Genomic DNA, 25,244 nt, shown 5'->3' with positions numbered 1-25,244 from the left:
CCGTTCGGATCTCATGGAATCAGCAGCGTCGTTCCTGTTGTTTTTCTTGTCTCCAGATCCGCATGAGCCCGCCCAACCTCACGCAGCGGATAGGTTTGATTGATATTGATACGCACTTTGTTGCTTTGCACAATATCAAATAGCGCTTTCGCACTGTCGATCAGTTCCTGACGCGTGGCGATATAGGTGAAGAGCGTCGGCCGCGTCGCAAAGAGCGAGCCCCTTTGCGCCAGAGCCGCAAGGGTGAAATTCTCGATCGGTCCGGAGGATTGGCCGAAGGAGGCAAAAAGGCCCCGCGGCTTCAGGCAGTCAAGCGACTGTGGAAAAGTATCGCGGCCGATCGAATCGTAGACGACATCCACGCCCTTGCCGCCGGTGATGTCGCGGACACGGTCGACGAAGCTGTCGCTCTTGTAGTTGATCACATGATCGTAGCCATGGGCGAGCGCCAGCTCGATCTTGTCTTCAGAGCCCGCCGTGCCGATGACGGTGGCGCCCAGCGCCTTAGCCCATTGGCCGGCGATCAGACCGACGCCGCCGGCAGCGGCGTGGAACAGCAGGACGGTCTGCGGGCCGACCTTGAAGGTGCGGTTCAAGAGATATTCGGCGGTCATGCCCTTCAGCATCATCGCCGCTGCGGTTTCGAGCTCGATTCCCTCGGGAACATGCACCAGATGGCGCGTCTCGACATTGCGCTCGGCGCTATAGGCACCATCGGCACTGGCATAGGCGACACGGTCGCCGACCTTGAAATCCTCGACGCCGGGACCGACCGATGTCACGGTGCCGGCGCCCTCCTTGCCGGTGACGAAGGGCAGATGCGGCGCCTTGTAGGTGCCGTTGCGGAAATAGACGTCGATGAAATTAAGCCCAACCGCCGCCTGCCTGATCTGCACTTCGCCCGTCGAGGGTGAGGGAAGATCGATCTCGACATAGTCGAAAACCTCCGGCCCACCCGTTCTCGAAAATGAAACAGCCTGCGTTTTGGTCATCTTGCCTGTCCTATGCTTCGCGTCCCAGGGCGGGGAAGAATTGCAGCACCGCGCCGATGACGTAAAGATAGGCTCCAGTCACGATAAAGAGAATGAGCGCCCATTCGGGCGTGTCGAAATGCATCAGCAGCGAAAAAATGCCGAGCGCCGACCACAGGAAAAAGACGCCGAGGTTGAGCGGGCGCAGCCTTTTGACCCGGACCGGGTGGAGGAAATTGATCGGCAGGAAGGTCAGCACCACCGAGACGATGACGACGGTGAGCGCCGTCGTGGCGCTGGCATCGATGACGAACAGCGTGAAGACGATCATATTCCAGACGACGGGAAAGCCGGAGAAGAAATATTCGTCCGTCTTCATGCCCATATCGGCATAGTAAATGGCGCTCGAGACGACGATCATGCCGGCGGCGACGAAGGACCAGGGCTCGCCGATCATGCCGCTCTGATAAAGCGCGAAGGCCGGCAGAAGCACATAGGTGACGTAATCGATGATATTGTCGAGCGTATCGCCCGACCAGTTCGGCAGCACTTCCTTGACGCGCACCTTGCGGGCGATCGGCCCGTCTATGCCGTCGACCAGAAGGGCAAGTCCCAGCCACCAGAACATGTCGATGAAGCGGTGCTCGGCGGCGGCGACGACGCCAAGAAAGGCAAGGAAGGAGCCGGATGCCGTCAGGATATGGACGGAAAAGGCGCGCATCTCCGCATAAGGAACGCGCTTGTAGTTGAAAATCTTCATATTCCCCCGACCGCCCTATCGCGCTCGCCCCGGCAAGCATCTTTTTTTCGCCACCATCGCCGAACCTGTTACTGAATCGGGTTCGACGCCGTAGGTCTTTGTTGTCGCACCGTTTTTGCCGAAAACCGGCATCCGTTTCCGGCGTGCTGCTCTAATATGCATCCTTTGCCGGGCTTCGCCAGCGGGAAATACGACATTCCCCGCCTGCTCCCTGCTCCCCATTGAATCCTGACAATGACATGCATATTTCCCTTTAGAAGCGTCGTGTGGAATGGAATGCCTTTAATTCCGGCCCGATTTGTAATATCTCGCTCGCATCCGACAGTTCATCCGACGAAACGGGATCCTCTACCGCAATGAACGCGCCTGCAAAGACCGAAGACTTCGCCTCGTCCATCCCCGCCGGCGTCTACGCCGAGACGGTGCTCGATGTCACGCACTATACCGACCGGCTCTTCCGCTTCACTATGACCCGGCCGCAGGGCTTCCGTTTCCGTTCCGGCGAATTCGCGATGATCGGCCTGATGGTCGAGGGCAAACCGGTCTTCCGCGCCTATTCGATCGCCAGCCCCGCCTGGGCCGAAGAGCTTGAATTCTTCTCGATCAAGGTGCCGGACGGTCCGCTCACCTCACATCTGCAGGAGATCAAGCCGGGCGACCAGGTGCTGATGCGCAAGAAGCCAACGGGCACGCTGGTGCTCGATGCGCTGACGCCAGGCCGTCGTCTCTACATGTTCTCGACAGGAACGGGCATTGCGCCTTTCGCCAGCCTGATCCGCGATCCCGAGACCTATGAAAAGTTCGAGGAAGTCATCCTCACCCATACGACACGCGACGTCGCCGAGCTGAAATACGGCTTCGACCTCGTGCACGAGATCCAGAATGACGAGCTGCTGAAGGAAGTCGTCGGCGACAAGCTGCGCCACTATCCGACAGTCACGCGCGAGGATTTCGAATATCGCGGCCGCATCACCGACCTGATCTCCTCCGGCAAGCTGTTCACCGATCTCGGCGTGCCGCCGCTCGACCCGGTGATCGACCGCGGCATGATCTGCGGTTCCTCGGCCATGCTGAAGGATACCAAGGAACTGCTCGAGAAGGCCGGCCTCGATGAAGGCGCCAACAGCAAGCCCGCCGAATTCGTCATCGAGCGCGCTTTCGTCGGCTAAAACATTTCTGACAATCAGACCTGTAGCGGCTCCGGAAACGGAGCCGCTTCTATGTGTGGCTGAGGTAATCGATCAGCACCGCCATGGTGGCGCGCGCTTCATCCGGCCTGCCCTGATGGATGGCGCGGATGACGGCGACGTGCAGCGCGATGGCGCGGTCCATGCGCTCCGGGCTTGCCTTGGAGTACCAGAGGCGACGTGAATGCGTCTGCACCGGGCCGAGTGCTGCCGTGATGAAGCCGTTCGGGCAGGCATCCTCGAGGATTTCGTCGAAGGCCTTGTCGGCGGCGAAGAAGCCGTCGAGATCGCCGTTAACGGCGCATTCCTCCATCGCGCGGGCGCAGTCGAGGAGACGCGCGCGCTGTTCGTCGCTCGCATGTTCGGCGACAAGGCTTGCCGCGATCGGCTCCAGCTCACGACGCACCTGCATGACATTGCCATGATCCTCCGGCGCGATCTCGGCGACCTGCAGCCCGACGCGCGGCTTCACCAGGATCAGTCCCTGCCAGGCGAGCTTCTGGATTGCCTCGCGCACCGGCGTACGCCCGTGGCCCGCCATATCGATCAGCTGTTTTTCGGTGACAAGCGCGCCGGGCTTCAGCGCCAGCGTCACGATCAGATGCTCCAGCGCGAGATAGGCAAGATGGCTCTGAGAAGTCTGCAATACGGAGCTCCGTCGCCAAGTCTGATATATCACATACTGACACGGTCAAAAACCGAAGACAAGTCGGCATTGAAATATCAGAATAGAGACAGATAGATAACATAGGCGAGGCGTGAAACTCGGCGAGGCATTGACGTCTGCGCCGTGAAGGCTCGTGCCACCCGCCCGGCCTACTGAGGTACACCGGCTCGCCTAGTCATCAGGCCGGCACTACCCCCTCGGTCACCCCTTGCGAAACGCCCGGCTGGAAACCGAGATCGAATTTTGACACGGGTCTTTGGCATTGGCGAACAGATAACCGTCGGCTTTATGGATGGCGCCGAACTCCAGGCCGTTCTCCGCGCATCGACTGCAAAAGGCCTCGACGTCCTCCACGTCGAAGACCAGCTTGACGGTGGATTGACCGCTCCGCTGGCCCTTGGCGGCCTGGTGCAGCATGATATTCGCACCGCCGTCCTGAGCGACCAGTTCAACGATCCTGTCGCCCGGCAGGCTGGTCGCCTTGAAACCGAAGTGCTTCTCATAAAACCGCGCCGTTTCCTCGACATTCCCAGCGTAAATCACCAGTCTGTTGAGCGGCATGATGCTGACCTCCGATAGTGCTTGTGTTCGATTGATAGGAGTAGCGAGACATCATGCGTTTTGCCACGGCGCATTATTCGTGCCGCAGCGCCTCGATCGGGTTCAACTGCGCGGCCCTTCTCGCCGGAAAATAGCCGAAGATCATGCCGATCGCCGCGGAGAACAGGAAGGCGACGGCGACCATCAGGGGGCTGAAGACGAAGGGTACTTTCAGCAGCGTCACAGCGCCGAAGCCGAGGCTGAGCCCCAGCACGATGCCGGTGATGCCGCCGAACAGCGACAGTGCCACCGCCTCGACCAGGAACTGGGTGAGCACCTGGTTTTCGAGCGCGCCGATCGCCAGGCGGATGCCGATCTCGCGGGTGCGCTCGGTGACGGAGACCAGCATGATGTTCATGATGCCGATGCCGCCGACGAGCAGGCTGATCGCCGCGACGGCGCCGAGCAGGCCGGTCAGCAGCGTCGTCGTGCCGGTCATCGCCTCGGCGATCTGAGTCATGTCGTTGACGTTGAAATCGTCCTGGCGGCCGGGCACGATCTTGCGGCGCTCGCGCAGGAGATTTTCGACATCGGACTGTACTTTGGCTGTGGAGACACCGTCGCGCGCCGAGATGATGATCTGCGGCACGTTGCTGCTGCCGCTGATGCGCCGCTGAAACACCTTGACCGGCATGATGACGACATCGTCCTGGTCGTTGCCCATGCCGGACTGGCCGCGCTTGGCCAGCACCCCGATGACCGGGCATGAGACCTTGCCGACGCGGATCTGCTGGCCGGTAGGGTCAGCGCTGCCGAAGAGCTGTGAGCGCACCGTCTCGCCGATGATGCAGCGCGCCTGGCCGCGTTCCTCGGCGGGAAGAAAATTGCGACCGAGCGCCAGATTCCAGTCCTGTGCGATGAAATAGTCGTTGGTGGTGCCCGACACGCTGGTCGAATGGTTCTGGCCGCCGAAAATCACGGTCGCTGTCGACTGGTTGAGCGGCGCCACCGCCCTGAGACCGCCGATCTGGTCGCGGATGGCCGCGACGTCCTTGACGCTAAAGCGCTTGGCCTCGGAGCTTGCCCGACCGGGGCCGAACTGGCCGGGACGGACGAACAGCATGTTGGTGCCGAGCCGCGACAGCTCGGTCGAGACCTGTGCGGTCGTGCCGTTGCCGATCGTCACCAGCGCGATGACAGCGGCAACGCCGATGACGACGCCGAGCACGGTCAGGAACGAGCGCAGCATGTTGCGGCTGATGGCCCGCAGCGCCAGTTTCAGCGTCTCAAAGAACATGATCCGCCCTCCTCCGATGCTCGACTTCCGTCTCCAGCTTGCCGTCGACGAAACGCAGCAGCCGTTGCGCATAGGCGGCAATATCGGGTTCGTGGGTGACCATGACGATGGTGATGCCCTGCTCGCGGTTCAGCCGCGTCATCAGATCCATGATCTCGACGCTGGTCTTCGTGTCGAGATTGCCGGTGGGCTCATCGGCGAGCAGCAGCGCCGGCTCGGTGACGATGGCGCGGGCTATGGCGACGCGCTGCTGCTGGCCGCCTGACAGTTCCTGTGTCTTGTGATGTTCGCGCCCGGTGAGGCCGACGAGTGCTAAGGCCTCGCGGGCCCGTTCGCGCCGCTCGCGCACCGCCATGCCGCGATAGATCAGCGGCAGTTCGACATTTTCGACGGCCGAGGTGCGCGACAGCAGGTTGAAGCCCTGGAAGACGAAGCCGAGCATGTGCCGGCGCAGCAGCGTCAACTGGCTGCGGTCGAAGCCGCTGGTCGGAATACCCTCGAAGATGTAGTCGCCGGCGCTCGGCACGTCGAGGCAGCCGAGAATGTTCATCGCCGTCGACTTGCCGGAGCCAGACGGGCCCATGATCGCGACGAATTCATGGGCGTTGATCGCAAGGTCAACATGGTCGAGCGCGCGGATCGCCGCCTCGCCCTCTCCGTAAATTTTCGAGATCTGTCTGAATTCGATGAGCAGCGGGCTTGCCATCCGTCTCTCCGCCTAGTTCGCACGCGTCGTGGCGTCGGTCACCAGTGCGTCGTTTTCCTTGATGTCGCCGGAGACGACCTGGGTGAACTGGCCGTCAGATGAGCCGACCTGGATGACAACAGGCGCCGGGCGACCGTTGCGCAGCAGCCAGACACGGCGCTCAGCGCCCTTCAGCGCCGGACCGGCATTGTTGTTGCGCTGGCGCGGCGGGCCGAAGATGCCGAAAATACCGCGGCCGCGCCTTTCCGCCTGCGCCGGAGCGTAGCGCAGCGCCGCATTCGGCACCATCAGCGTGTCCTTGACGGCCTCGACGGTGACATCGGCCGTCGCCGTCATGCCGGGGCGCAGCAGCAAATCGGCATTGTCGACCGATAGGACCGCCTTATAGGTCACGACATTGTTGACCACTTCGGAGGCGAAGCGGATCTGCTCGATCTCGGCGGGAAAGCTGCGATCGGGATAGGCGTCGACGGTGAACTTCGCCTTTTGGCCGACGGCGATCTGACCGACATCGGCCTCGTCGACATCAACCTGCAGCTCCATCTTCTTCAGGTCGCCGGCGATGGTGAAAAGGATCGGCGCCGAGAGCGAGGCTGCGACCGTGGCGCCAGGATTGACGGAGCGGGTGAGGATGACGCCGTCGATCGGCGATATGATCTTCGCCTTGGCGAGATTGACTTCGGCAAGCTGCAGGTCGGCCTCCGAGGCCAGAACCTCGGCCTCATTGATCTGTTTGGCGGCGACGGCGGAATCATATTTGTAGCTGGCGTCGTCGAGGCTCTGCTGGGTGGAGACGTTGCTCTTGACCAGGCTCTTCAGCCGCTCGAGCGAGGTGCCTGCCGATTGCATATCGGCATTGGCTTTGATGACGTTCGCCTTGGCCGAATTGAGCTTGGCGCGCGAGCTCTTCACATCGGCCTCGAGCTTGTTGGTATCGAGGAGAGCGAGCACTTCGCCCGATTTGACCGTGCTGTTGTAATCGACGTTGACGTCGCGAACTGTGCCTGACAGTTCGCTCGATATATCCACCTGCTCGGTCGGCTGCACGGAACCGGTGGCGGTGACGAGCACCGTCAGGTCGCCGCGTTTTGCCGGCTGGGTGGCATAGCTCACTTCGCTTTGCCCACGGCCCATATAGACATAAGCGGAGACGGCTGCAGCAGCGATGAGAATCAGCAGGATGAGCAGGCGTCCGCGCCAGCGGCTGCGCTTGCCCTGCCGGCCCGATGCAGCAAGGACCGCGGCGAGATCAGACGCTGCGCCTGTCTTTGCTCCGGTTTCGCTGCCGCTTACGATTTTGTTCATGTCGTCCTCAATCCGTCAGTGGCCGCTTGTGGCCTCTGCGGCGAAGTAATCACAACGCAGATGAACCGGCGATTAGCGTTGCCGCCGAACTGGCACGGAATTGCGGATGGGTGAAATGAAATATTGGTAAGGAAAGTCAAGTTTTCGATGAGCAAGCGTCCGTCAGTTCGCATCCTCGGCAAATTGGCCCGCGCCGGGCAAAGGATGCAGCCACGGTTCACGCCGCTTGATCCAGACCTCATAACCAGGCGCAAAGTCGGTTGGCGGACTGTCGAGCGAGCCCAGACGGATTTCCGCCTCGTCTTCCCTGAGGCAGAAAAGCCTGCCGCCGCAGACGGGGCAGAAGCTGCGGCCGGCGAAGGTGGCGATCTCGCCGCTGTGGGAAAAAGCCTGGCGCGGCCAGACCGCGAAGAACACGAAGGCGGAGCCGCTCGATTTGCGGCAATCGGCGCAGTGGCAGAGGCCGGTGCGAAGCGGCTGGCCTTCCACCCTGTAGGCCACCGCCCCGCAAAGGCAACTTCCGGTTCGGATACCCATGGCGCCCGTCAGCCGTCGAGATTGGTCGGCAGGCCCGGCGGGCGCCGCTTTGCTGCCATCAATAGGTCGAGTTCGGTGGCCGACGGGCCGAACTTGTCGTAGAGGCGCTTTGCCTCCTTGTCGTCGAGCCGATATTTCCTGGCAAATTCGCCGATGCTGTAAGGGCGGCCACGCAACACTCTCCGCGCCGGGGTCGCCGTATTCGGTGCGTCGGTCATGGTTTTCTCCTTTTCGTCAGATACTCTCTAAGTTAGAGCGACCCGTCGATTTGGAAAGAGCCGGCGAGCAGCATCGAGGCTTCCGGCACGGGTGGATGCAATTGTTTTTCTGGAACCTTTTCGCCAACATGCGCACTTTTTGATCGATGTTGCGGGCCGCGCCAAGCGGACGCGGCGGTGCTGGAGAACATCGGGATTTTTCCGCTTTCTCACTCTGGCCAACGAAATGGCAGTCGAGCTCCCTACCCGCCCGGTCCACCCCTCGTAGCGCTTTTTCCGAGCGAAGATCACGAAATATTAAAATGCGGAACGCTTGCGCGGGAGCGCGGTTCTCCTCTCGAGGTCGACGTGGCCTCGTTCAAACCAAGGAGAACCGAATGGCAAACCAAGGTGGATCCAATGAACAGCACGTCAAGGCTGGGCAGCAGAGTCCCAAGAATGACTCCAATGCCCGCAACGCCTCAGTTGGCCGCGACGCGCAGTCCAGCGGAACCCGCGGCGGCAGCCATGAACAGCATGTAAAGGCTGATCAACAAAGCCACAAGAACAGCCACTAAAGCTCTGTTATGATATGCAATTAGGCTCGCGCTTCGGCGCGGGCTTTTCTTTTGGACGCATTGTTCCACGCATGTCTTTATTGCAAAATCGCTGCACACTTTTGCGCGTCATGCTTAGGACAAGCGCCTGCCGTCCTTGCCGAAGAGGTGCAGCACATCGGGGTCGAGATGCAGCGGCAGGCTGTCACCCGATTTCATCCGCTGCTGGCCGGCAAAAACCGCAATCAGCTTCTTCCCGCCTGCGTCGGCGTGGACGACAGTCTCCGAGCCCAATTCCTCGACAAGGGTAACGCTTGTATCCAGTCTGCCCGCTGAGCCCGCTTCGGCGAGGGTGATATGCTGCGGCCGAATGCCGATGCTGACCCTTTCGCCCGCCGGGGGGGCCTCCTTGGCAATGACGGAAAGGCGATGGCCGCCGACGGTTTCGACTTCAGCGAAACCGCCCTCGTGACCGACAATCGCACCTTCGAGGAAATTCATGTGCGGCGCGCCGATGAAGCCGGCGACGAAGCGGTTGGCCGGCTTGTTGTAGAGTTCCAGCGGTGTTCCCACCTGCTCGATCCTGCCGCCTCTCAGCACGACGATGCGGTCGGCCAGTGTCATTGCCTCGACCTGATCGTGGGTGACGTAGATCATCGTCGCCTTCAGGCGGGCGTGAAGGGCCGCCAGTTCGGCCCGCATGCTGACCCTGAGTTCGGCGTCGAGATTGGATAGCGGCTCGTCGAGCAGAAAGGCATCCGGCCGCCGCACGATGGCGCGGCCGATCGCGACGCGCTGGCGCTGGCCGCCGGAGAGTTGGCCCGGACGGCGTTGCAGGAAAGGCTCGATCTCCAGCATGCGCGCGGCGTCGGTAATGCGCGCTTCGATCTCGGCTTTCGCCACCTTGGTGTTCTCGAGACCAAAGGCGAGGTTCTCCCTGACACTCATATGCGGATAGAGCGCATAGGACTGGAAGACCATGGCCAGGCCGCGATCGGCAGCGCTGATAGCGGTAACATCCTTGCCGTCGATGGCGATGCTGCCGTCAGTCGGCTTATCGAGGCCGGCAATCAGGCGCAAGAGCGTCGATTTCCCGCAACCGGAAGGGCCGACGAAAGCGACGAACTCGCCGTCATTGACATGAAGCGAGACATCGCGAATGACCTCGACGGCGCCGAAATTCTTGACGATGTTCCTGAGCTCGAGCCCGCTCATGCACTCTCCTGTTTTCTTCTTTTAAGGTGGCCTATTTGAGCCCCGCGCCGGCAATGCCCGTGGTGATGAAGCGCTGCAGGAAGACGAAGATCAGCACGACCGGGATCATCGAGACGACGGTCATGGCGAGGATGTAGTGCCATTGCACATTGAGCTCGCCGGCATAGACGTTGAGGCCGACCTGCAGCGTATAGAGTTCCTTGCGCGAGAGCACGATCAGCGGCCAGAGGAAGTCGTTCCAACGCCAGACGACGGAGAAGATCGCCAGCACGGCGAGAGCCGGCGCCGACAGCGGCAGGATGATGCGCCAGTAGATCTGCCATTCGCTGGCCTTGTCCATGCGGGCGGCGTCGAGCAATTCGTCAGGGATCGTCAGCATGTATTGCCTGAGCAGGAAGACGCCCGTCGGGGTGGCGACCGTCGGCAGGATGACGCCCCAGAGGCTGTCGAAGAGGTTCAGCGTGCCGATGACGGAATAGAGCGGCACGACGATGACCGAAAGCGGCACCATCAGCGTCGCCAGGATCATCAGCATGACGGCGGTGCGGCCGGGGAATTGGTATTTCGACAGCGCGAAGGCGGCCATGGAATTGACGAGCAGCGTAATCGCCGTCGCGACGACGGTGACGAAGACGGAGTTGCGCAGGAACAGGAAGAAATCGAAGCGCTGGAACGGTTCGGTGTAGTTGCCGCCGGCGAATTCGACCTGACGCACCGGTGTGCGGTCCTTGATATTCGCCTTGACGATTTCGCCCGGCTGTTTCGGATCGACCATCTGGCCGATGATGCCGATGCGGCGGACTTCGGCGAGCACACGCGTGCTGCCATCCGGCATCGCGACATTATAGAGCGGCAACGGCTTGTCGTAACCCGGCACCACTGCCTGTTCGGTGACATAGGGCAGGAAGGAGGGCGGGAACTCGGCAAGGGCCGCCGGCGTCTTGAAGGAGGAGAAGACCAGCCAGACGGCCGGGCCGAACATCAGGAAGACGCCCGATATCAGCCAGATCCAGGTGACCACATCCGTCCAATGCCAGCCTCGGCCACGCCGGCGGAGCAGAAAGGCAGAGACAGCGCTCATTGGCGTGCTCCCTTCTTCTCGTTGCGGTTACTGACGCCGAGCTGGACCAGGGTCAGGATGACGAGCACGATGCCCATCAGGATCGAGGCAGCCGACGCCAGCCCTGGATTGCGCAGCGAACTCGCAAAACCGGTCTCATAGATATACTGGGTGATGTACATGGTGCTGGTGCCCGGGCCGCCGCCGGTCAGCACGAAGACCTCGTCGAAGATCTGCACGGCGCGGATCAGCGCCAAGACCAGAACGACGATGAGGTTCGGCATCAGAAGCGGCAGGGTGATGCGCCGGAAGATGCGGATCGGACGGGCGCTGTCCATTGCCGCCGCCTCGTAGAGATCCCGCGGGATTGCCTGCAGGCCGGCGAGCAGGATCAGCGCATAAAAGCCCATATGCGCCCAGACCGAGACAAAGACGGCGAAGAAAAAGGCCCAGAAACGATCGCTGAGCCAGGAAAACGGTTCGAAGCCGAAGGGGCTCAGCGCATAGTTCAACAGGCCCTCACGCTGCAGGATCCATTTCCAGATCAGGCCGACGACGACGGGCGACAGCAGCACCGGAAAGAAGAAGACGGCGCGCCAGAAGCCGCGATTGGAAAGCTCGCGGTTGAGAATCAAAGCCGTTGCGAGCGCCGCGATCAGCATTACGGTCACCTGGAAGACGACGAAGACGGCGGTGTTGCGCACGGCCGCCCAGAAGGTGTCGGCCGCGCAGGTCGAGGGATCGAGATAGCTGCGGCAATCGAAGAGGATCCGGTACTGGTCGGCGCCGACATAGGTCCTGTTCTGCAGGAAGATGGCGCTGCCGCTCGTCGTCGAATAGATGAAGTTGATGACCAGCGGCAGCAGCACGAAGACGGTGAAGATCAGCATGTTGGGCGCCAGGAAGACGCCCGCCATACCGTTCAGCCCGGTCAGTTTCTGCCAGGCGCGCATGGGAATGTCGACGAGCCCCATGACAAGCCGGACAGGCGCAAGCAGCGCCTGCCGCAGACCGGTTTTGACAGGTGGTTCAGAAGAAACCGTCTTCGCTGTCATCTGTTCGTCCGTCAGTTGCCGGCGACCTTGGCCTTGATGTCCTCTTCGATGCGGGCATAGGCGTCGTCGAGCTTCATTTCGCCGGCGATCACCTGGCTGATGCGGGCGACGATGGCGCTGTAATAGGCGTCCGACCACTTCCAGCCGGGCAGCTTCATGGCGGGTGCCGCCGTCTGGCTGGCCGCTTCAACGAAGGCCTTCAGCGCCGCCTGTACATGTGGATTGTCGGTCTTGAAGTCCATCTGGCCGGCGGCAACGCCCTTATGCGCCGGGATGAACAGGCTGCGTTCGGCAAATTCCTTCTGCACGTCAGCACCTGCCAGGTAATCCATCACCTTGGCGACGTCCTTCGGGTTCTTGGTGTATTTGACGGCGACCAGACCGGCGCCGCCCTGCATGCCGGAGCATGCGGCCGAACCGCAGGGGCTGCCCGCCATCACCCAGTCGAAATTGTCGCCGATCTTCTGGGCGAAGCCCGAAACCTGCCAGCTGCCCGAATAAAGATAGGCAAGGCCGCCATTGATGAAGTCCTCGGCGGCGGAGCGGTAGGTGGTGCCGGCAGCACTCACCCAGACATCCTTGTTGATGGTGCCGTCCTCGTTCCACTTGACGAAGCGGCTGAGGAAGTCTTTGGCGCCCTGATCGATCGGCGCCGGCTTGCCGTCGGCGGCGATGTAGTTGGCGCCGTAAGAGATGTTCGGGCCGGAGACGCGGTGGCCGGAGCGGTCGATCGCCATGGCGAAGACCTTCTGGCTGTCGGCAACCTTCTTGGCCGCCGCCGCCCAATCGTCCCAGGTGGCTTTCGGGCCGGGAATTTCGACCCCGGCCTGCTCGAACAGCGTCTTGTTGACGAAGCCGCCGGTCAAGGTCAGCTGCGTCATGAAGCCGGTGATGGCGTTCGAGCCGTCCGGACGCATCCAGTCGGCCTGGGCGCCGAAATTGTCCTCCCAGTATTTCGCGTCGGTGAGATAGGGCCGAAGATCGAGCCAGTGTTGCGCCGGCGCCTTCAGATTGGTGACGCGGGCGATATCCGGCCCCTGCCCGGCTTCGAGCTGCACCGGCAGCTGTTCCTTGACGACGTCGTAGGAGACTTCGTCGAGGATGACGTTGACGTCAGGATTGGCCTTGGAGAAGCGCGAGAGCAGGTCCTTGATCACCTCGCCTTCGCCGCCGTCGGAATACCACATGATGCGCACGTCGCCGGCATGGGCGGCAACGGAACTCAAGAGAATTGCAGCAAAAGCCGCGCCGATCGATTTCATTCTGGTCATTTTTTCCTCCTCTGATCGATCAATTCCTGCGTCCGGCCGGTCCTCCACCTGCCAGACACGTCGTCTACGAGGCCGCGCGCCGAGGCTGCCTGCCCGGTATCTTCAGATGTACCGCGTCTCCCCGCACCGACCAGTCCGTCGGGCGAAGAATACGGCCTTCGGCGCGCACGGTGCCGTCTTCTTCGAAGACGACCCGGCCATAATCCGGATCGATAACGATCAATGCGCCCTGTTCGTCGCGGCGGGCCGAAAGCGTGGCGAAACGCGCCTGCATGCCGTCAAGGCTACCCTCGCGCCCGACATCGGAGAGACGGACGATCCAGCGGCCCTTGCGGCCGGCCAGCCGCAGCTCGATATCCGTTGTCGGCCCTTGCTTCACCGGCTCCAGCGCGCCGTTGCCGATCAGCATCGCAATCCCGTTGCCGGAGCGGGCGAGCGCCAGATTGCCGTCGACCACCGTGTCGTCGAAGGCCTCGAGCGGGAACCAGGCATGGGTGAAATCCGGCTGGCCCTCATGGATCTCGAAATCGAGGATCGCCAGATCGCGATACTGATGCACGCGCGGCAGCGTTCCGCAGCCGCCCCAGAAGCTCGGCCGGCCATAACCGAATTGGATGGTTTCGCCGGGATGGTTGATCCAGATCTGCGCTTCCGGCCGGTCACCCAAGCGCAGATGCAGCACCGTCTCCTGATAGCCCCAGGCGCCGGGGCGATAATGGGCGATGGTGCCGAGAGCGGTGTCGCGGGTCTTATAGTGATAGAGGGCGGCGAAACGGTTCTCGCCCTGGGAAAAGGTCCATTCCTGCGCGTCGTCGGACTGGTGCGCCGCAATCGCCGCAAGCGCTTCTGGAAAACGCAGGCCATGATCGCGAATGCAGACGGCAAGCTGCGGCAAAGCGTGGACACGCCGGCCGTACCAGCCGCGGCCCCAGAGCAGCCGGGCGATAGCTGACAGTTCGACCGAGCGGCCGGGGCGCAGCGTATGTTCGTAGGAGCGGCCCTGGCTGCCGGTCAGCATGCCGTGATGGGCGGAGCGAGCGACGATCTCCATCAGGCGGACGATGCAGGCGCCTGCCCGGTTGCGGATCGTCTCATCCGGCGCGCAGGCGGCCAGCGCCGTCAGCCCCTTGAGATCGATCGGGAAATAGGGAACGGAATTCCACTCGGCCATTTCCCAGCGCTCGAAATGATCGAGCCAGGCGCGGACACGCTCTTCGCCGACCTGCATTTGCTCGGCGCCGGTGCGGCCGGAACGGACGAAGACGGCATCGGGGAACAGCCTGCCGCCGAGATAGGCGGCGGTATGGAAGAGAAGCGCGTGGTTTTCCGAGAAATACCACTGAACGTCGTTGCCGGGCTCATCCATCCAGTAGCGGTAGTTGAGGACGGCGTGCTCGATCCTGTCGCGCAGCGCAGGTGACAGCAGATCGCTCCAGCGCGTATAGGCAAAGAGCAGCGGCACCAGCACGAAATCGGCGCAGTCGTGGCAATCCTCGATAACCGGCAGCATGGCCGAAATCATCGCCTCGGTTTCCTCGCCGCCCTGCCCCAGCGCGAGACGCGCGAAAGCACAGACCGTGTCGGGTTCGGAATAGGCGGCGACCTCGGCCAGCGCCTCGGCGACGCGGTCATCCAGTGCGGCGGGTGCTTCCCCCTGGCGTTGGGGATGACAGATCTCGACGCCGAGCGTGCGACCGAGCGAAAGCTCTCCTGTTTTGAAGGTGATGCGGAAATGGCGGAAATCGGCGGGCATATCCGCCGACGTGCCGAGCTCAAGCTTGGTTGCTCCCGTTTCCAGCTCGAAATCATAGTCGAAGCGCTCGATCGACATGAAGTCGCCTTCGATCTCGACATGGCAGCTCAGCGCCACCGGCAGCGGCGCGGGGAAGAGGATCGTCACGTCTTCGCCGAGATAGGCGGTGCGGTCGAAGTGCATGCCCTCGAGGATGACCTCCAGCGCATCCGCATCACCGGCGGCGATGGGAACAGGCAGAGTAGTTTCAACTTCCGGCCCTTCGACGTAATCCAGCTGGAAATAGAAGCGGGCGTCGCGCTCGGCGAGATCGTCGAAATAGACGCGGATCTCGTTGAGGCCGGCGGCCAGCTCGACCTCGAACAGCTGCTCGGCTTCGAGATTGCGCTCATAAGGCGCCATGAAGCCCTGCTCGCGGCCATTGACGAAGAGGATCGCGCCACCGCAGGTCGACAGACGGAGCGTCGCGGCCCCAGCAGACTGGACATCGAGGAAGGTGCGCGCCCAGCAGCCGATGCGTGTCGGGCGGAACCAGAAGCCGGAGAGATCGACACGCGGGGAAGCAAAGGGAAGCCACCAGCGGACAGCTTCGAATTCGGCAGCCGGTTGCGGCCGCCGGCCGGAGAAGGACTTTTTGAATTCGGTGCGGCAGGGATATTCATGCGGAATGAAGTTCTTCGTCTTGGTGACGAAGAAGAAGGGATCCATGCTGCCGTCCATCGGACGGTCGGCGACGTCATAGCGCTCCTGCCACAGGTCAGCGAGCTGCCAGTAGACGATCGGGCTTTCCTTCACCGTTGCACGGCGGAGATGAGATTGCTGCTCGGCGGTCATGCTTCAGCCCGCCCGAGAACAGCTAGAGCATGAGGTCGTCCGAAAACCGCTCACACTTTTCGGCATCATGCTCGATCCTTGGGACGCCGGGTAAAACGCCGACGCATGGACTGGCGGTCTAGCCACATTTCAAAGCCTCCCTGCTCTGCCGCTTGCCGCGGACTCCTCAGCAACAATTGTGCATAGGCATTCCATTTGCGCAATCTGAAAGATTTTTGCATAGTAACAGACAGCGAGGAGACGACATGGCGGCGGAAGAGAAAAAAGGCAGGCGCACGCGCCTCGACGACATTGCCGCCCGATGCGGCGTCTCGATCAGCACGGTGTCGCGTGCGCTGGCCGGCGAAAAGGGCGTCAGGCCGGAGATCCGCAAGCTGGTGCTGGAAACGGCAAGTGCGGTCAGCTACGCGCTGCCGGCCAGCGTTGCCGGCAAGAAGGTCATGCTCGTCGCCTCCGGCGCGGCGATGATCGACTATGTCCGCAACCAGTTCACGCTCTATGTGCTCGAAGGATTGAACGCGCGTGCCGCCGCCCTCGGCATCGAACTGGCGATGCGCCCCATTGCCGGCAAGGGGGATGAAGCCCGCGTCGTCGCCGAGATGCGTGACGATCCGAGCTTTGGCGGCATGCTGATCCTGACCGTCGACGAAGAGGAGATGCTGGCAGCGGCCGCTGATCTCGGAAAGCCCGTCGTGCTGGTCAACAGCGACGATCCCTATATGCGGCTTTCGAGTGTTACGCCCTGCAACCGTTCAGCCGCCTTCATCGCTGCCGAGCGGCTGATCAAGGCCGGGCATGAACGCATCCTGTTCATGCTGAGGCCGGGGCGGCGGACCATCGAGCGGCGCCTTGAGGGCTGGCGCGATGCCCTGCAGCATCATGGGCTGACGGCCGATGCCGATCTGGTGCTCGAAGTCGATGACTGGCTGCCGGAACTCGGCGCCGAGGCCGTCACCCGTCTTGTCCGCGAGAAAGGCCTCACCTTCACCGCCATCCTGACGGCGGGCGACAGTCTTGCCAATGGCGCGGTGCGCGGATTGCAGGCGATGGGTTATGCCGTGCCGCAGGACATCTCGGTGATGGGCATAGACGACCTGCCGCAGTCGGCCTTTCTCAACCCACCGCTCTCGACGGTGCATATTCCGATGCGCGAACTCGGCGCCACCGCGCTCGATCTTTTGCGCGACATGATGCTCGGCCTTGCTGCCCCACGGCGGCGGGTCGAGCTTGCCTGCCATCTTGTCGAAAGGGGCAGCGTTGCGGCTGTCCGCATCCCTGCCGCATCGGCGGGCCGCTGAATCCACACCGCGATCGAGGATATCAAGCCTCGATAAAACTCGCCTCAAACAGTTCACGCGCATAGGCATCATGCGTGGTGCCGGCTTGCAGATCCGCTTTTGTGAGCTCGTCGACGAAGCAACCATTCTTCATGATCAGCACCCGGTCGCACATATGTGCGATGACCGCGAGGTCGTGGCTGACAAGCAGATAGGTCAGGCCCTTTTCCTCGCGCTGATCGGCCAGCAGGTTGAGGATTTCGGCCTGGACCGAGACGTCGAGCGCCGATGTCGGCTCGTCGAGCAACAGGATGGGCGGCGACAGGATCAGGGCCCGGGCGATTGCAACCCTCTGCCTCTGGCCGCCGGAAAGTTCGTGCGGAAAACGGTTTGCGAAGCTCGCCGGCAAACCGACCTGGATCAAAGCCCTTTCGACCTTCGACCAGATATCGGAATGGCCCATCGCGCGCAGCGGTTCCGCCAGGGCAGTGCCGATACGATGGCGCGGATGCAGGGATCCGTAAGGGTCCTGAAACACCATCTGGGCAAATTTCAGCTCCTCGCGGGAGCGCTTCTTACCGATCGGTTTGCCGCCAAGCTCGATGTGACCGGTCCAACCGGCCTCCATGCCGGCGAGGCAACGCAGCACCGTCGATTTGCCGCATCCGGATTCACCGACAATGCCAAGGGTCTCCCCCTGGTTGACCTGAAAACTGATGCCCCTGACGACATGGTTGCTAGTCTTGCCAGAGGCAAAGACGACATCGAGGTCACGCACATTGATCATTGCGCCGTCTCCAGATCGAGTTTCGTCCTGTCGAGGACTGCAAGCCGGCGAACCGGATTCCTCGGGTCGGGCAGCGCAGCGATCAGCCCGCGGGTATAGGGATGGCGCGCCTCCTCGAGACTGGTCAGCGTTTCCACGATCCGGCCGGCATACATGACGATGATGCGCTCGCAAAAGGCTGCCACCATGCGAATGTCATGGCTGATCAACAGCAGGCCGGAATTATTCTCGCGCACCAACTCATCGAGCAGCAGCAGCACGTCCTTTCGGACGCTGACATCAAGCGCCGAGGTCGGCTCGTCGGCGATGACAAGCTTCGGCCGCGCCAGCAGCATCATGGCGATCATCACGCGCTGGCCCATGCCGCCCGATATCTGGTGCGGATAAAGCGCCATGACCCGCTCCGGATCGCTGATGCGCACGCGCTCCAGCATGGCGCGGGCAGCCTCATGCGCCTGTTTCTTATGAAGACCGAGGTGAAGGCGGGCGGCTTCGGCGATCTGCTTACCGATCGAAAGCACCGGATTCAGCGAATAGCGCGGATCCTGCATGATCAGCGCGATGTCCTTGCCGCGCAGCGCGCCCATCTGACGCTCACTCTTTGAAAGCAACGGATCGCCGCTAAGATCCATGCGTTCGGCCGAGACCACCGCGGCCGGCGGCAAAAGGCGCATGATCGCGCGACCTGTCGTCGATTTGCCGGAACCGGATTCGCCGACAATCCCGACGCGTTCGCGCCCGACGTCGAAACTGACATTGGAGACGGCGGGTACGGCGCCTCGGCCGAAACGGACGGTCAATCCTTCGACGGAAAGAACGGGCTGCAGATCACGATCTTGCATGGCGGGGATCCAAAAGGTCGCGCAGAGCATCTCCGGCGATGTTGAAGGCAAGGCTGGTGAGGAGGATGGCGATACCCGGCATCACGGCGACCCACCAATAATCGAGCATGAACTTGCGGCCGCTGGAGATCATCGCGCCCCATTCCGGCGCCGGCGGCTGGGCGCCAAGCCCGAGGAAGCCAAGCGAAGCTGCCGTCAGAATGATGCCCGCCATGTTGAGCGTCAGCCGAACGATGACGGAGGGAACGCACATCGGCGCGATATAGAGAAGAAGAATGCGCATCGGCGAGGCGCCATAAAGGCGGGCGGCGACCACATAGTCGGCGTTTCTGACGACAAGGGCCTCGGCGCGCGCGAGTCTCGCAATCGGCGGCCATGCGGTCAACGAGATCGCGATGATTGCCGTGGTCAAGCCGGCGCCGAGTGCCGCAGCAAAAGCCAAAGCCAGGATCAGCGACGGGAAAGACAGAACGATATCGGTGGCGCGCATCAGCAGCGCATCGGTGCGCCCTCCGAAGAAACCGGCGACGACGCCGATCAACAGGCCAATCGGGCCGACGATCAAGGAGATCGACAGCACGGTCTGGATGGTGATGCGCGTGCCGAAGATGAGGCGGCTCAAGATGTCCCGGCCGAATTCGTCCGTGCCTGCCAGGTGCGCGAGGCTCGGCGGCTGCAAGGCATCGCCAAGCGACTGTATGACCGGATCGTAGGGCGCCAGGAGCGGCGCGAAGATCGCGATCAAACAAAGCAGACCAAGGATGACGAAACCGGCAAGACCAAGCGGCTCGTGGGCCAATTTGCGGCCGGCGCGCGCAAACGACGCCGCGATACGGGTCGACACACTTGGAGGGCGGATCTCTATTTCGCTGCGGATGACATCGCTCATCGGGCCGCCTCCCGCATGCGCGGATCAAAGACGGCGTAAGCGACGTCGGCCAGGAAGTTCAACAACATGAAAATGAATCCCACAATGATGGTGCCGGCGACGATGGCGTTCATGTCGCCGATCATCAGCGCGTTGGTCATGTACTGGCCAATGCCCGGCCAGGAGAAAACGATCTCGGTCACGACAGCGCCTTCGAGCAGACCGCCATAGGAAATGGCCAGGATGGTGATCAGCTGCACCGCAATGTTCGGCAGGACGTGGTGCCAGATCGTGCCGAGCGGGCTCACGCCCTTGGCTCGGGCCGCGATGACATAATCCTGGCTCAACTGCTCCAGGGTGAAGCTGCGTGTCATGCGGGTGATGTAGGCCATCGCCGCGTAGGCGAGAATGACAGCCGGAAGAATGATATGGCCGAGTGCATTCCAGAAGATTTCCGTCTCGCCCTGCAGCAGGCTGTCGATCAACAACAGCCCGGTGCGCGGCGTGACGAGACCCTCGTAAAACACATCGATCCTGCCCGGCCCGCCGACCCAGTTGAGGCCGGCATAGAAGATGACGAGCCCGACGATGCCGAACCAGAAAACCGGGATCGAATGACCGACGAGCGCGACCACGCGGGCCGTCTTGTCGATGAAGCTATCTCGAAACAGTGCTGCGACCAACCCGAGCGGGACACCGACGAAGGTCGAAATGATCACCGCCAGCGTCGCCAGTTCGAATGTCGCAGGAAAGGCTTGAGCGAGATCCGAAGAGACGGGATTGCCGGTGAGGACGGCGGTGCCGAAATCACCGTGGGCCAGCCCGTTCAGATAGAGGAAAAACTGCTGGTAGATCGGCAGATCGAGCCCGAGACGCGCCCGCATCGCCGCATAGGCGGCGGGATCCGCGAGCTCGCCGACAATCGCGCCGACCGGATCGGTGGGCAGGATACGGCCGATCACGAAGGTCACACATAAGAGGATGAACAGGCTGACCAGCAAATGCGCCAGGCGTCGGCCAAATTCGGCTACGGAGAGTTCCTTCATGATCGGCTGTCCTGGGAGTATTACTGGGTTTCGACCTTGGTGACGTTCTCGAGACGCGTCAGCTGAGACGGATGCCCCACATATCCCTCGACCTTGCTATTGAGGACGATCGGCTCAAAGCGCTCGAAGAGCGGAAGCACCGCCGGCTTCTGTTCGACGAACATCTTCTGCATCTGAACATAGAGTTCGCCACGCTTCTTGGCGTCCGGCTCCATCGATGCTTTCGCCGTCAGCGCCGTGAGTTCCGGAATATCCCAGGCCGAGCGCCAGACGAAATTGCCGGCATTGTTGGCTTCCTTCGAATTGTCGGGATTGGAGGAAAACTGCTCCATCGAGCCGAGCACGTTCGGCATATAGGCGCTGGTCTGCGGGATCAGCAGATCGAAATCCCTGGCGCGATGGGCGGCGATGATTTCCGAGCCGTTGCCCTGCTGGATGTCGATCTTGATGCCAACTTGAGCAAGCGATGCCTGGATGGCGGTGGCAAGATCGATGCGCGGCGTTTGCGCGATGGTCTTCAGCGTCAGCGAAAAGCCGTCCTTGAAGCCTGCCTCGCTCAGCAGCTGCTTCGACTTTTCGACGTCGAGATGCCAATCGGGGTTCGGGATGGCATATTCGAAATTCTCCGGAACGGGGACGTTTCTCGCCCGGCCGTAAGGGCCCATGATCGTCTTTTCGATGCCCTTGTAGTCGATGCCGTAGGCGATGGCTTCGCGAACCTTCGGATTGGCGAGGTATTTGTTGCCGGCATTCATCGACAGCACGTAGAAACCGCCCGTCGGAATACGCTGGATGGCAAAGCCCTTCTTGGTCTGGAACGTCGCGAGATCCGATGCGGTCAAGGCGCTGGCAATATCGATATCGCCGCGTTCGAGCATCAGCCGCTCCACCTGGCTTTCAGGCACATGCCGGACGATGACGCGACGCATCTTCGGCGTGCCGGCCATATAGTCCTTGTTGGCGTCGAGGATCACCAGTTCGTTCGGAGACCAGCGATTGAGGGTGAACGGACCTGAGCCGGCAGAATGCGTTCGCATCCACGCATTTCCGTAGTCGTTATCGACGGCGTGGCTCTCGACCTCGACGCTGTCGACCACGCTGGTCGTCGTCGTTGTCAGCCGATAGAGCAGAAGCTCTGCCGTCACCTGGTCGGAGAGATCGATGCGCACCGTCTGATCGTCGACCGCCTTGACGAGCTTTTCGACATTGTCCTTGTCGTAGCCGACGCGCTTGAGGTTGGCGGCGGCGGCCTGGTCCATCTTCAGGAGCCGCGCCAGTGAATAGACGACATCCTTCGAGGTGACCGGGTTACCGGAGGCGAAATTGGCCTTGCGAAGCGTAAAGGTGATGCCCTTGTCGTCGATCTTCCAGCTTTCCGCCAGTTGCGGAAGGATCTTGCCATCCGCCGTGCTGGCAACCAGCCGATCGTACAGATTCGACATGATCTCGACCGCCTTGCCTTCGGTCGCCTGCTGCGGATCGAGCGACAAAACCTGGGCCAGCGAAGTGCCAATCACCAGCTGGTCCTGCGGCGTGGCGGCCTGCAGCTGTGCTGCCGATATCGTCAGGGCGCCGATGACAGCGCCGACGAACAAGCTCTTAGAAAAATGCTTCATTGTCACTCCTCCCTGGATTACTATAGGAAACATATTATGTCGTCCGTATGTCGTATTATGATTTAACGAAGTCCGATAAGATTGACAAGTCCCGGGCGACAGAGACTTGATGCGAAGGGATTGGGGGAGCCGAAATGACGACACTCAGCCGGGGCCGGCAAAGACTGGCGCAACAGGTTATCGATCAGCTGCGGGCGCAAATCGAAACGGGGAAGCTGCGCGTCGGCGACCAGCTGCCGACCGAGCCGCAGCTTGAAGCGTCATTCGGCGTCAGCCGCACCGTGGTGCGCGAGGCGATAGCCGATCTGAGGTCGGCTGGCTTCGTCAAGCCGATCCAGGGCAAAGGCGTCTTCGTCGCGGATCCGAAGTCGCATTCGATGCTTTCCTTAACACCAGTGGAAATCAAGAGCATTCCGGAAACCCTGGAATTGCTGGAGTTTCGCATGGCCGCCGAGGGTGAAGCGGCGGCGATCGCCGCCTATCGCCGCACCGCCGAGCAGGAAGCGGCGATCCGCGAAGCCAACCGCAGGATGGCGAACCTGATCGAGACGGGACAGCAGACGGTGGAGGCGGATTATGCCTTCCACATGGCAATCGCCGCCGCCACGAACAACCGATTCTATGTTGCCGTCTTGCGCCAATTCGGCCCAAAAGCCATTCCCCGTGGCCAATTTCCGACGCTTCCCGAAGCCAATGACCGCGACTATCTTCAGAAGGTCTATGCCGAACATGTCGAGATCCTGTCAGCGATCGCCGATCAGGATCCGGAGCGGGCGAGACAGGCAATGCGGGCGCATATGCTGGCCAGCCAACGCCGTTATCGCATGCTCGCGGAGCAGCAATAGGGCTCGACACTCTTCGAAATTCATATTATGTCATATGACATTGGATAATTTGGAAAGAGACTCAAATGTATCTGGGAACACAGGTCGCCGCGCGGGACGACGACGATTATCGTATCTTCGCGCAACTGGGCGTGAAGCATATCAATGCCGACCCGCCGGGGAAGCCGAGCAGCTGGACGCTCTCCGATCTCGAGCGTCATCGCGACAAGGTCGAAAGCTTTGGCCTGATCCTCGACATGATCCAGTTGCCGCTGCCCTCGCAGCCGATCGAGAAGGCTTCCTATCCTGATATCCTGCTTGCCGGCCCCGATCGCGACAGACAGATCGACGCCGTCTGCAAGCTGATCGAGAATACCGCCGCCGCCGGCATTCCTGCGGTGAAGTACAATCTCAACCTGATCGGCATTCCCCGTACGCCGGATGAGCCGGGACGCGGCGGATCTCTGAATGCGAGCTTCCGCTGGGACAAGACGGATCAGCAGGCCGAGCCCGGCCTTGCCGGTGTGCTTTCCGAAGATGAGAACTGGGAACGGATCGACTATTTCCTGGAACGCGTCGTTCCTGTCGCTGCAAGCAACCGCGTCCGGCTCGCCTGCCATCCGCACGATCCCTATACGCCGCCGGGCTATCGCGGCGTCACGCGGGTGCTGGGTACGGTGGAAGGCCTGAAGAAATTCGTGCTGATGCGCGAAAACCCCTATCACGGCCTCAATTTCTGCCAGGGTTCGATCGGCGAGATGCTGGAAAATCCCGGCAAGGAAATCGACGATGTCATTCGCTGGTTCGGCCAGCGCGGCAAGATCTTCAATGTTCACTTCCGCAATATTCGCGGCGGCAAGCTATCCTTCATGGAGACCTTCCCCGAAGAAGGCGACATGGACATGGTCCGCTCGGCCAGGATCTACAAGGAGGTGGGCTTCAAATACATGCTGATGCCCGACCATGTGCCGACCGTCAGCGGCAAGGATCCAACCGCCACAGCATTTGCCTTCTGCTACGGCTATATCGCCGCACTTCTGCAAGTGCTCGACAGCGAGTGACCCGGTTTTCAACACGTAAGAAGTAGGACTTCATGATGAACCCGATTGAATTGAAGAAGGCCGTCGGTAGTGGTCTCCTGTCGTTTCCGGTTACGCATTTCGACGATCAACTGAAATTTGACGAAGCGAAGTACCGCCGCCATGTCGAGTGGCTTGCAGGTTATGACGCCGCTGCACTGTTTGCCGCCGGCGGCACCGGTGAATTCTTCTCGCTTAATCCGGCCGAGATTCCGCAGGTGATCCGGGCCGCCAAGGCGTCGGCCGGCAAGACGCCGATCATTTCGGGAACCGGCTACGGCACGTCGCTCGCAATCGAGATCGCAGTCGCGGCCGAGAAGGCCGGCGCCGACGGACTGCTGCTGCTGCCGCCCTATCTGATGTTTGCCGAACAGGCGGGTCTCATCGCCCACGTCAAGGCGGTCTGCCAATCGGTCGGCATCGGCGTCATCGTCTATAACCGCGACAACGCCGTCCTGACCGCCGACAGCATCGCGCGCCTGGCGGAGGAATGCCCGAACCTGATCGGCTTCAAGGACGGCGTCGGCGATGTCGACAAGGTGATCGAGATTACCACCCTGCTTGGCGACCGTCTCGTCTATGTCGGCGGCATGCCGACCCATGAGGTTTATGCCCAAGCCTATTTTGCCGCAGGCGTGACAACCTATTCATCGGCCGTTTTCAACTTCGTCCCCGCCCTCGCCCAGCGCTTTTACGGCGCCTTGCGCACCGGCGATCAGGCAACAGTCGACGAGATCCTCAAGGGCTTCTTCTTCCCCTTCGTCGCCTTGCGCAACCGCAAGAAGGGATATGCCGTCTCGATCATCAAGGCCGGCCTTCGCGTCCTCGGGCAGAACCCAGGCCCCGTGCGCCCGCCTCTGACGGATCTTACCCAGGAAGAGCTCGCGCTGCTGGAAAAGATCGTCCAGGCCAACGGCGTCACACGGATCGCGGCGGAATAATATATCGCGGCAGTAGGCCGCCGGGGTGGCCCGGCGGCTGTTCGCACCAACG

26 protein-coding genes are annotated in these 25,244 nt (G+C 61.6%); 6 read left to right on the top strand and 20 right to left on the bottom strand.

What is annotated here, in order from left to right:
• Positions 1 to 11: 11 nt before the first annotated feature.
• Together AC244Q_RS09330 and pcsA are read right to left on the bottom strand one after the other, a co-directional pair.
• Complete coding sequence (locus tag AC244Q_RS09330; RefSeq protein ID WP_012757416.1) at positions 12 to 992, bottom strand: quinone oxidoreductase family protein; 981 nt, start codon at positions 990 to 992, stop codon at positions 12 to 14.
• Positions 993 to 1,002: 10 nt separating this feature from the next.
• On the bottom strand, positions 1,003 to 1,731 hold the full coding sequence (gene pcsA / locus AC244Q_RS09325) for a phosphatidylcholine synthase (RefSeq protein ID WP_012757415.1): 729 nt from the start codon (positions 1,729 to 1,731) through the stop codon (positions 1,003 to 1,005).
• 356 nt (positions 1,732 to 2,087) lie between these two features.
• Here pcsA and AC244Q_RS09320 point away from each other — a divergent pair, with 356 nt between their 5' ends.
• Positions 2,088 to 2,900 carry a ferredoxin--NADP reductase gene (locus tag AC244Q_RS09320; protein WP_012757414.1) on the top strand — a complete coding sequence of 271 codons (813 nt, stop codon included), beginning with the start codon at positions 2,088 to 2,090 and terminating at the stop codon, positions 2,898 to 2,900.
• Positions 2,901 to 2,949: 49 nt separating this feature from the next.
• Here AC244Q_RS09320 and AC244Q_RS09315 read toward each other — a convergent pair whose 3' ends face one another.
• The 8 genes from AC244Q_RS09315 to AC244Q_RS09280 form a co-directional block, all read right to left on the bottom strand.
• Complete coding sequence (locus AC244Q_RS09315; RefSeq protein WP_012757413.1) at positions 2,950 to 3,564, bottom strand: GntR family transcriptional regulator; 615 nt, start codon at positions 3,562 to 3,564, stop codon at positions 2,950 to 2,952.
• Between the two features lie 222 nt (positions 3,565 to 3,786).
• The gene (locus tag AC244Q_RS09310; RefSeq protein ID WP_012757412.1) at positions 3,787 to 4,146 is read right to left on the bottom strand and encodes a VOC family protein; all 360 of its coding nucleotides are present in this window, start codon (positions 4,144 to 4,146) and stop codon (positions 3,787 to 3,789) included.
• Positions 4,147 to 4,219: 73 nt separating this feature from the next.
• The gene (locus tag AC244Q_RS09305) at positions 4,220 to 5,422 is read right to left on the bottom strand and encodes an ABC transporter permease (RefSeq protein ID WP_012757411.1); all 1,203 of its coding nucleotides are present in this window, start codon (positions 5,420 to 5,422) and stop codon (positions 4,220 to 4,222) included.
• A complete protein-coding gene (locus AC244Q_RS09300) occupies positions 5,412 to 6,128 on the bottom strand; it encodes an ABC transporter ATP-binding protein (protein ID WP_128406987.1) in 717 nt (238 codons plus the stop codon). Before AC244Q_RS09300 ends, AC244Q_RS09305 begins: the two co-directional genes overlap by 11 nt.
• A 12-nt stretch (positions 6,129 to 6,140) precedes the next feature.
• Positions 6,141 to 7,433: an efflux RND transporter periplasmic adaptor subunit gene (locus tag AC244Q_RS09295; protein WP_012757409.1), complete on the bottom strand. Its 1,293-nt coding sequence runs from the start codon at positions 7,431 to 7,433 to the stop codon at positions 6,141 to 6,143.
• A 162-nt stretch (positions 7,434 to 7,595) separates the two neighbouring features.
• Positions 7,596 to 7,970, bottom strand: a complete 375-nt coding sequence (locus AC244Q_RS09290) for a GFA family protein (RefSeq protein WP_017994045.1) — start codon at positions 7,968 to 7,970, stop codon at positions 7,596 to 7,598.
• Between the two features lie 8 nt (positions 7,971 to 7,978).
• Positions 7,979 to 8,188: a hypothetical protein gene (locus AC244Q_RS09285; protein ID WP_012757407.1), complete on the bottom strand. Its 210-nt coding sequence runs from the start codon at positions 8,186 to 8,188 to the stop codon at positions 7,979 to 7,981.
• A 32-nt stretch (positions 8,189 to 8,220) separates the two neighbouring features.
• Positions 8,221 to 8,379 (bottom strand): hypothetical protein, encoded by a 159-nt coding sequence (locus AC244Q_RS09280; RefSeq protein ID WP_162770401.1) that lies wholly within the window; start codon positions 8,377 to 8,379, stop codon positions 8,221 to 8,223.
• A 186-nt stretch (positions 8,380 to 8,565) separates the two neighbouring features.
• Here AC244Q_RS09280 and AC244Q_RS09275 point away from each other — a divergent pair, with 186 nt between their 5' ends.
• A complete protein-coding gene (locus AC244Q_RS09275; RefSeq protein ID WP_012757406.1) occupies positions 8,566 to 8,745 on the top strand; it encodes a hypothetical protein in 180 nt (59 codons plus the stop codon).
• A 114-nt stretch (positions 8,746 to 8,859) separates the two neighbouring features.
• On the opposite strand, the gene AC244Q_RS09270 is transcribed toward AC244Q_RS09275, so the two are convergent.
• The 5 genes from AC244Q_RS09270 to AC244Q_RS09250 all read right to left on the bottom strand — a co-directional run bounded on the left by AC244Q_RS09270 (position 8,860) and on the right by AC244Q_RS09250 (position 15,912).
• A complete protein-coding gene (locus AC244Q_RS09270) occupies positions 8,860 to 9,939 on the bottom strand; it encodes an ABC transporter ATP-binding protein (protein WP_128406988.1) in 1,080 nt (359 codons plus the stop codon).
• Between the two features lie 31 nt (positions 9,940 to 9,970).
• Positions 9,971 to 11,020: a carbohydrate ABC transporter permease gene (locus AC244Q_RS09265; RefSeq protein ID WP_113545100.1), complete on the bottom strand. Its 1,050-nt coding sequence runs from the start codon at positions 11,018 to 11,020 to the stop codon at positions 9,971 to 9,973.
• A complete protein-coding gene (locus AC244Q_RS09260; RefSeq protein ID WP_128406989.1) occupies positions 11,017 to 12,054 on the bottom strand; it encodes a carbohydrate ABC transporter permease in 1,038 nt (345 codons plus the stop codon). Before AC244Q_RS09260 ends, AC244Q_RS09265 begins: the two co-directional genes overlap by 4 nt.
• Before the next feature lie 11 nt (positions 12,055 to 12,065).
• On the bottom strand, positions 12,066 to 13,325 hold the full coding sequence (locus tag AC244Q_RS09255) for an ABC transporter substrate-binding protein (RefSeq protein ID WP_128406990.1): 1,260 nt from the start codon (positions 13,323 to 13,325) through the stop codon (positions 12,066 to 12,068).
• 64 nt (positions 13,326 to 13,389) lie between these two features.
• The gene (locus tag AC244Q_RS09250; RefSeq protein ID WP_128406991.1) at positions 13,390 to 15,912 is read right to left on the bottom strand and encodes a hypothetical protein; all 2,523 of its coding nucleotides are present in this window, start codon (positions 15,910 to 15,912) and stop codon (positions 13,390 to 13,392) included.
• A gap of 245 nt (positions 15,913 to 16,157) precedes the next feature.
• Here AC244Q_RS09250 and AC244Q_RS09245 point away from each other — a divergent pair, with 245 nt between their 5' ends.
• Positions 16,158 to 17,210, top strand: coding sequence for a LacI family DNA-binding transcriptional regulator (locus tag AC244Q_RS09245; RefSeq protein WP_017994037.1), 1,053 nt, complete (start codon positions 16,158 to 16,160; stop codon positions 17,208 to 17,210).
• Between the two features lie 22 nt (positions 17,211 to 17,232).
• Here the strand turns inward: AC244Q_RS09245 and AC244Q_RS09240 are convergent, their stop codons facing one another.
• Genes AC244Q_RS09240 through AC244Q_RS09220 form a run of 5 tightly spaced genes read right to left on the bottom strand, consistent with a single transcriptional unit; the run spans position 17,233 to position 22,348 of the window.
• The gene (locus AC244Q_RS09240) at positions 17,233 to 17,976 is read right to left on the bottom strand and encodes an ABC transporter ATP-binding protein (RefSeq protein WP_012757399.1); all 744 of its coding nucleotides are present in this window, start codon (positions 17,974 to 17,976) and stop codon (positions 17,233 to 17,235) included.
• A complete protein-coding gene (locus AC244Q_RS09235; protein WP_017994035.1) occupies positions 17,973 to 18,818 on the bottom strand; it encodes an ABC transporter ATP-binding protein in 846 nt (281 codons plus the stop codon). The genes AC244Q_RS09240 and AC244Q_RS09235 overlap by 4 nt, the downstream gene beginning before the upstream one ends.
• Complete coding sequence (locus AC244Q_RS09230; RefSeq protein ID WP_003539529.1) at positions 18,805 to 19,707, bottom strand: ABC transporter permease; 903 nt, start codon at positions 19,705 to 19,707, stop codon at positions 18,805 to 18,807. The genes AC244Q_RS09235 and AC244Q_RS09230 overlap by 14 nt, the downstream gene beginning before the upstream one ends.
• A complete protein-coding gene (locus tag AC244Q_RS09225) occupies positions 19,704 to 20,732 on the bottom strand; it encodes an ABC transporter permease (RefSeq protein ID WP_003559265.1) in 1,029 nt (342 codons plus the stop codon). Before AC244Q_RS09225 ends, AC244Q_RS09230 begins: the two co-directional genes overlap by 4 nt.
• Before the next feature lie 20 nt (positions 20,733 to 20,752).
• Complete coding sequence (locus AC244Q_RS09220; RefSeq protein ID WP_003559263.1) at positions 20,753 to 22,348, bottom strand: ABC transporter substrate-binding protein; 1,596 nt, start codon at positions 22,346 to 22,348, stop codon at positions 20,753 to 20,755.
• Positions 22,349 to 22,482: 134 nt separating this feature from the next.
• On the opposite strand from AC244Q_RS09220, the gene AC244Q_RS09215 reads away from it, so the two are divergent.
• From AC244Q_RS09215 to kdgD, 3 genes are all read left to right on the top strand, one after another.
• A complete protein-coding gene (locus AC244Q_RS09215) occupies positions 22,483 to 23,193 on the top strand; it encodes a FadR/GntR family transcriptional regulator (RefSeq protein ID WP_017994032.1) in 711 nt (236 codons plus the stop codon).
• 65 nt (positions 23,194 to 23,258) lie between these two features.
• Positions 23,259 to 24,233: a mannonate dehydratase gene (locus AC244Q_RS09210; RefSeq protein ID WP_012757396.1), complete on the top strand. Its 975-nt coding sequence runs from the start codon at positions 23,259 to 23,261 to the stop codon at positions 24,231 to 24,233.
• A gap of 32 nt (positions 24,234 to 24,265) precedes the next feature.
• Positions 24,266 to 25,192, top strand: coding sequence for a 5-dehydro-4-deoxyglucarate dehydratase (gene kdgD, locus AC244Q_RS09205; protein ID WP_128402424.1), 927 nt, complete (start codon positions 24,266 to 24,268; stop codon positions 25,190 to 25,192).
• Positions 25,193 to 25,244 lie beyond the last annotated feature (52 nt).

Source organism: Rhizobium sp. CB2179 (genome assembly GCF_057653455.1).
The sequence above is the reverse complement of the archived record's forward strand: the minus strand, read 5'-3'. Positions and strand labels throughout refer to the sequence as shown.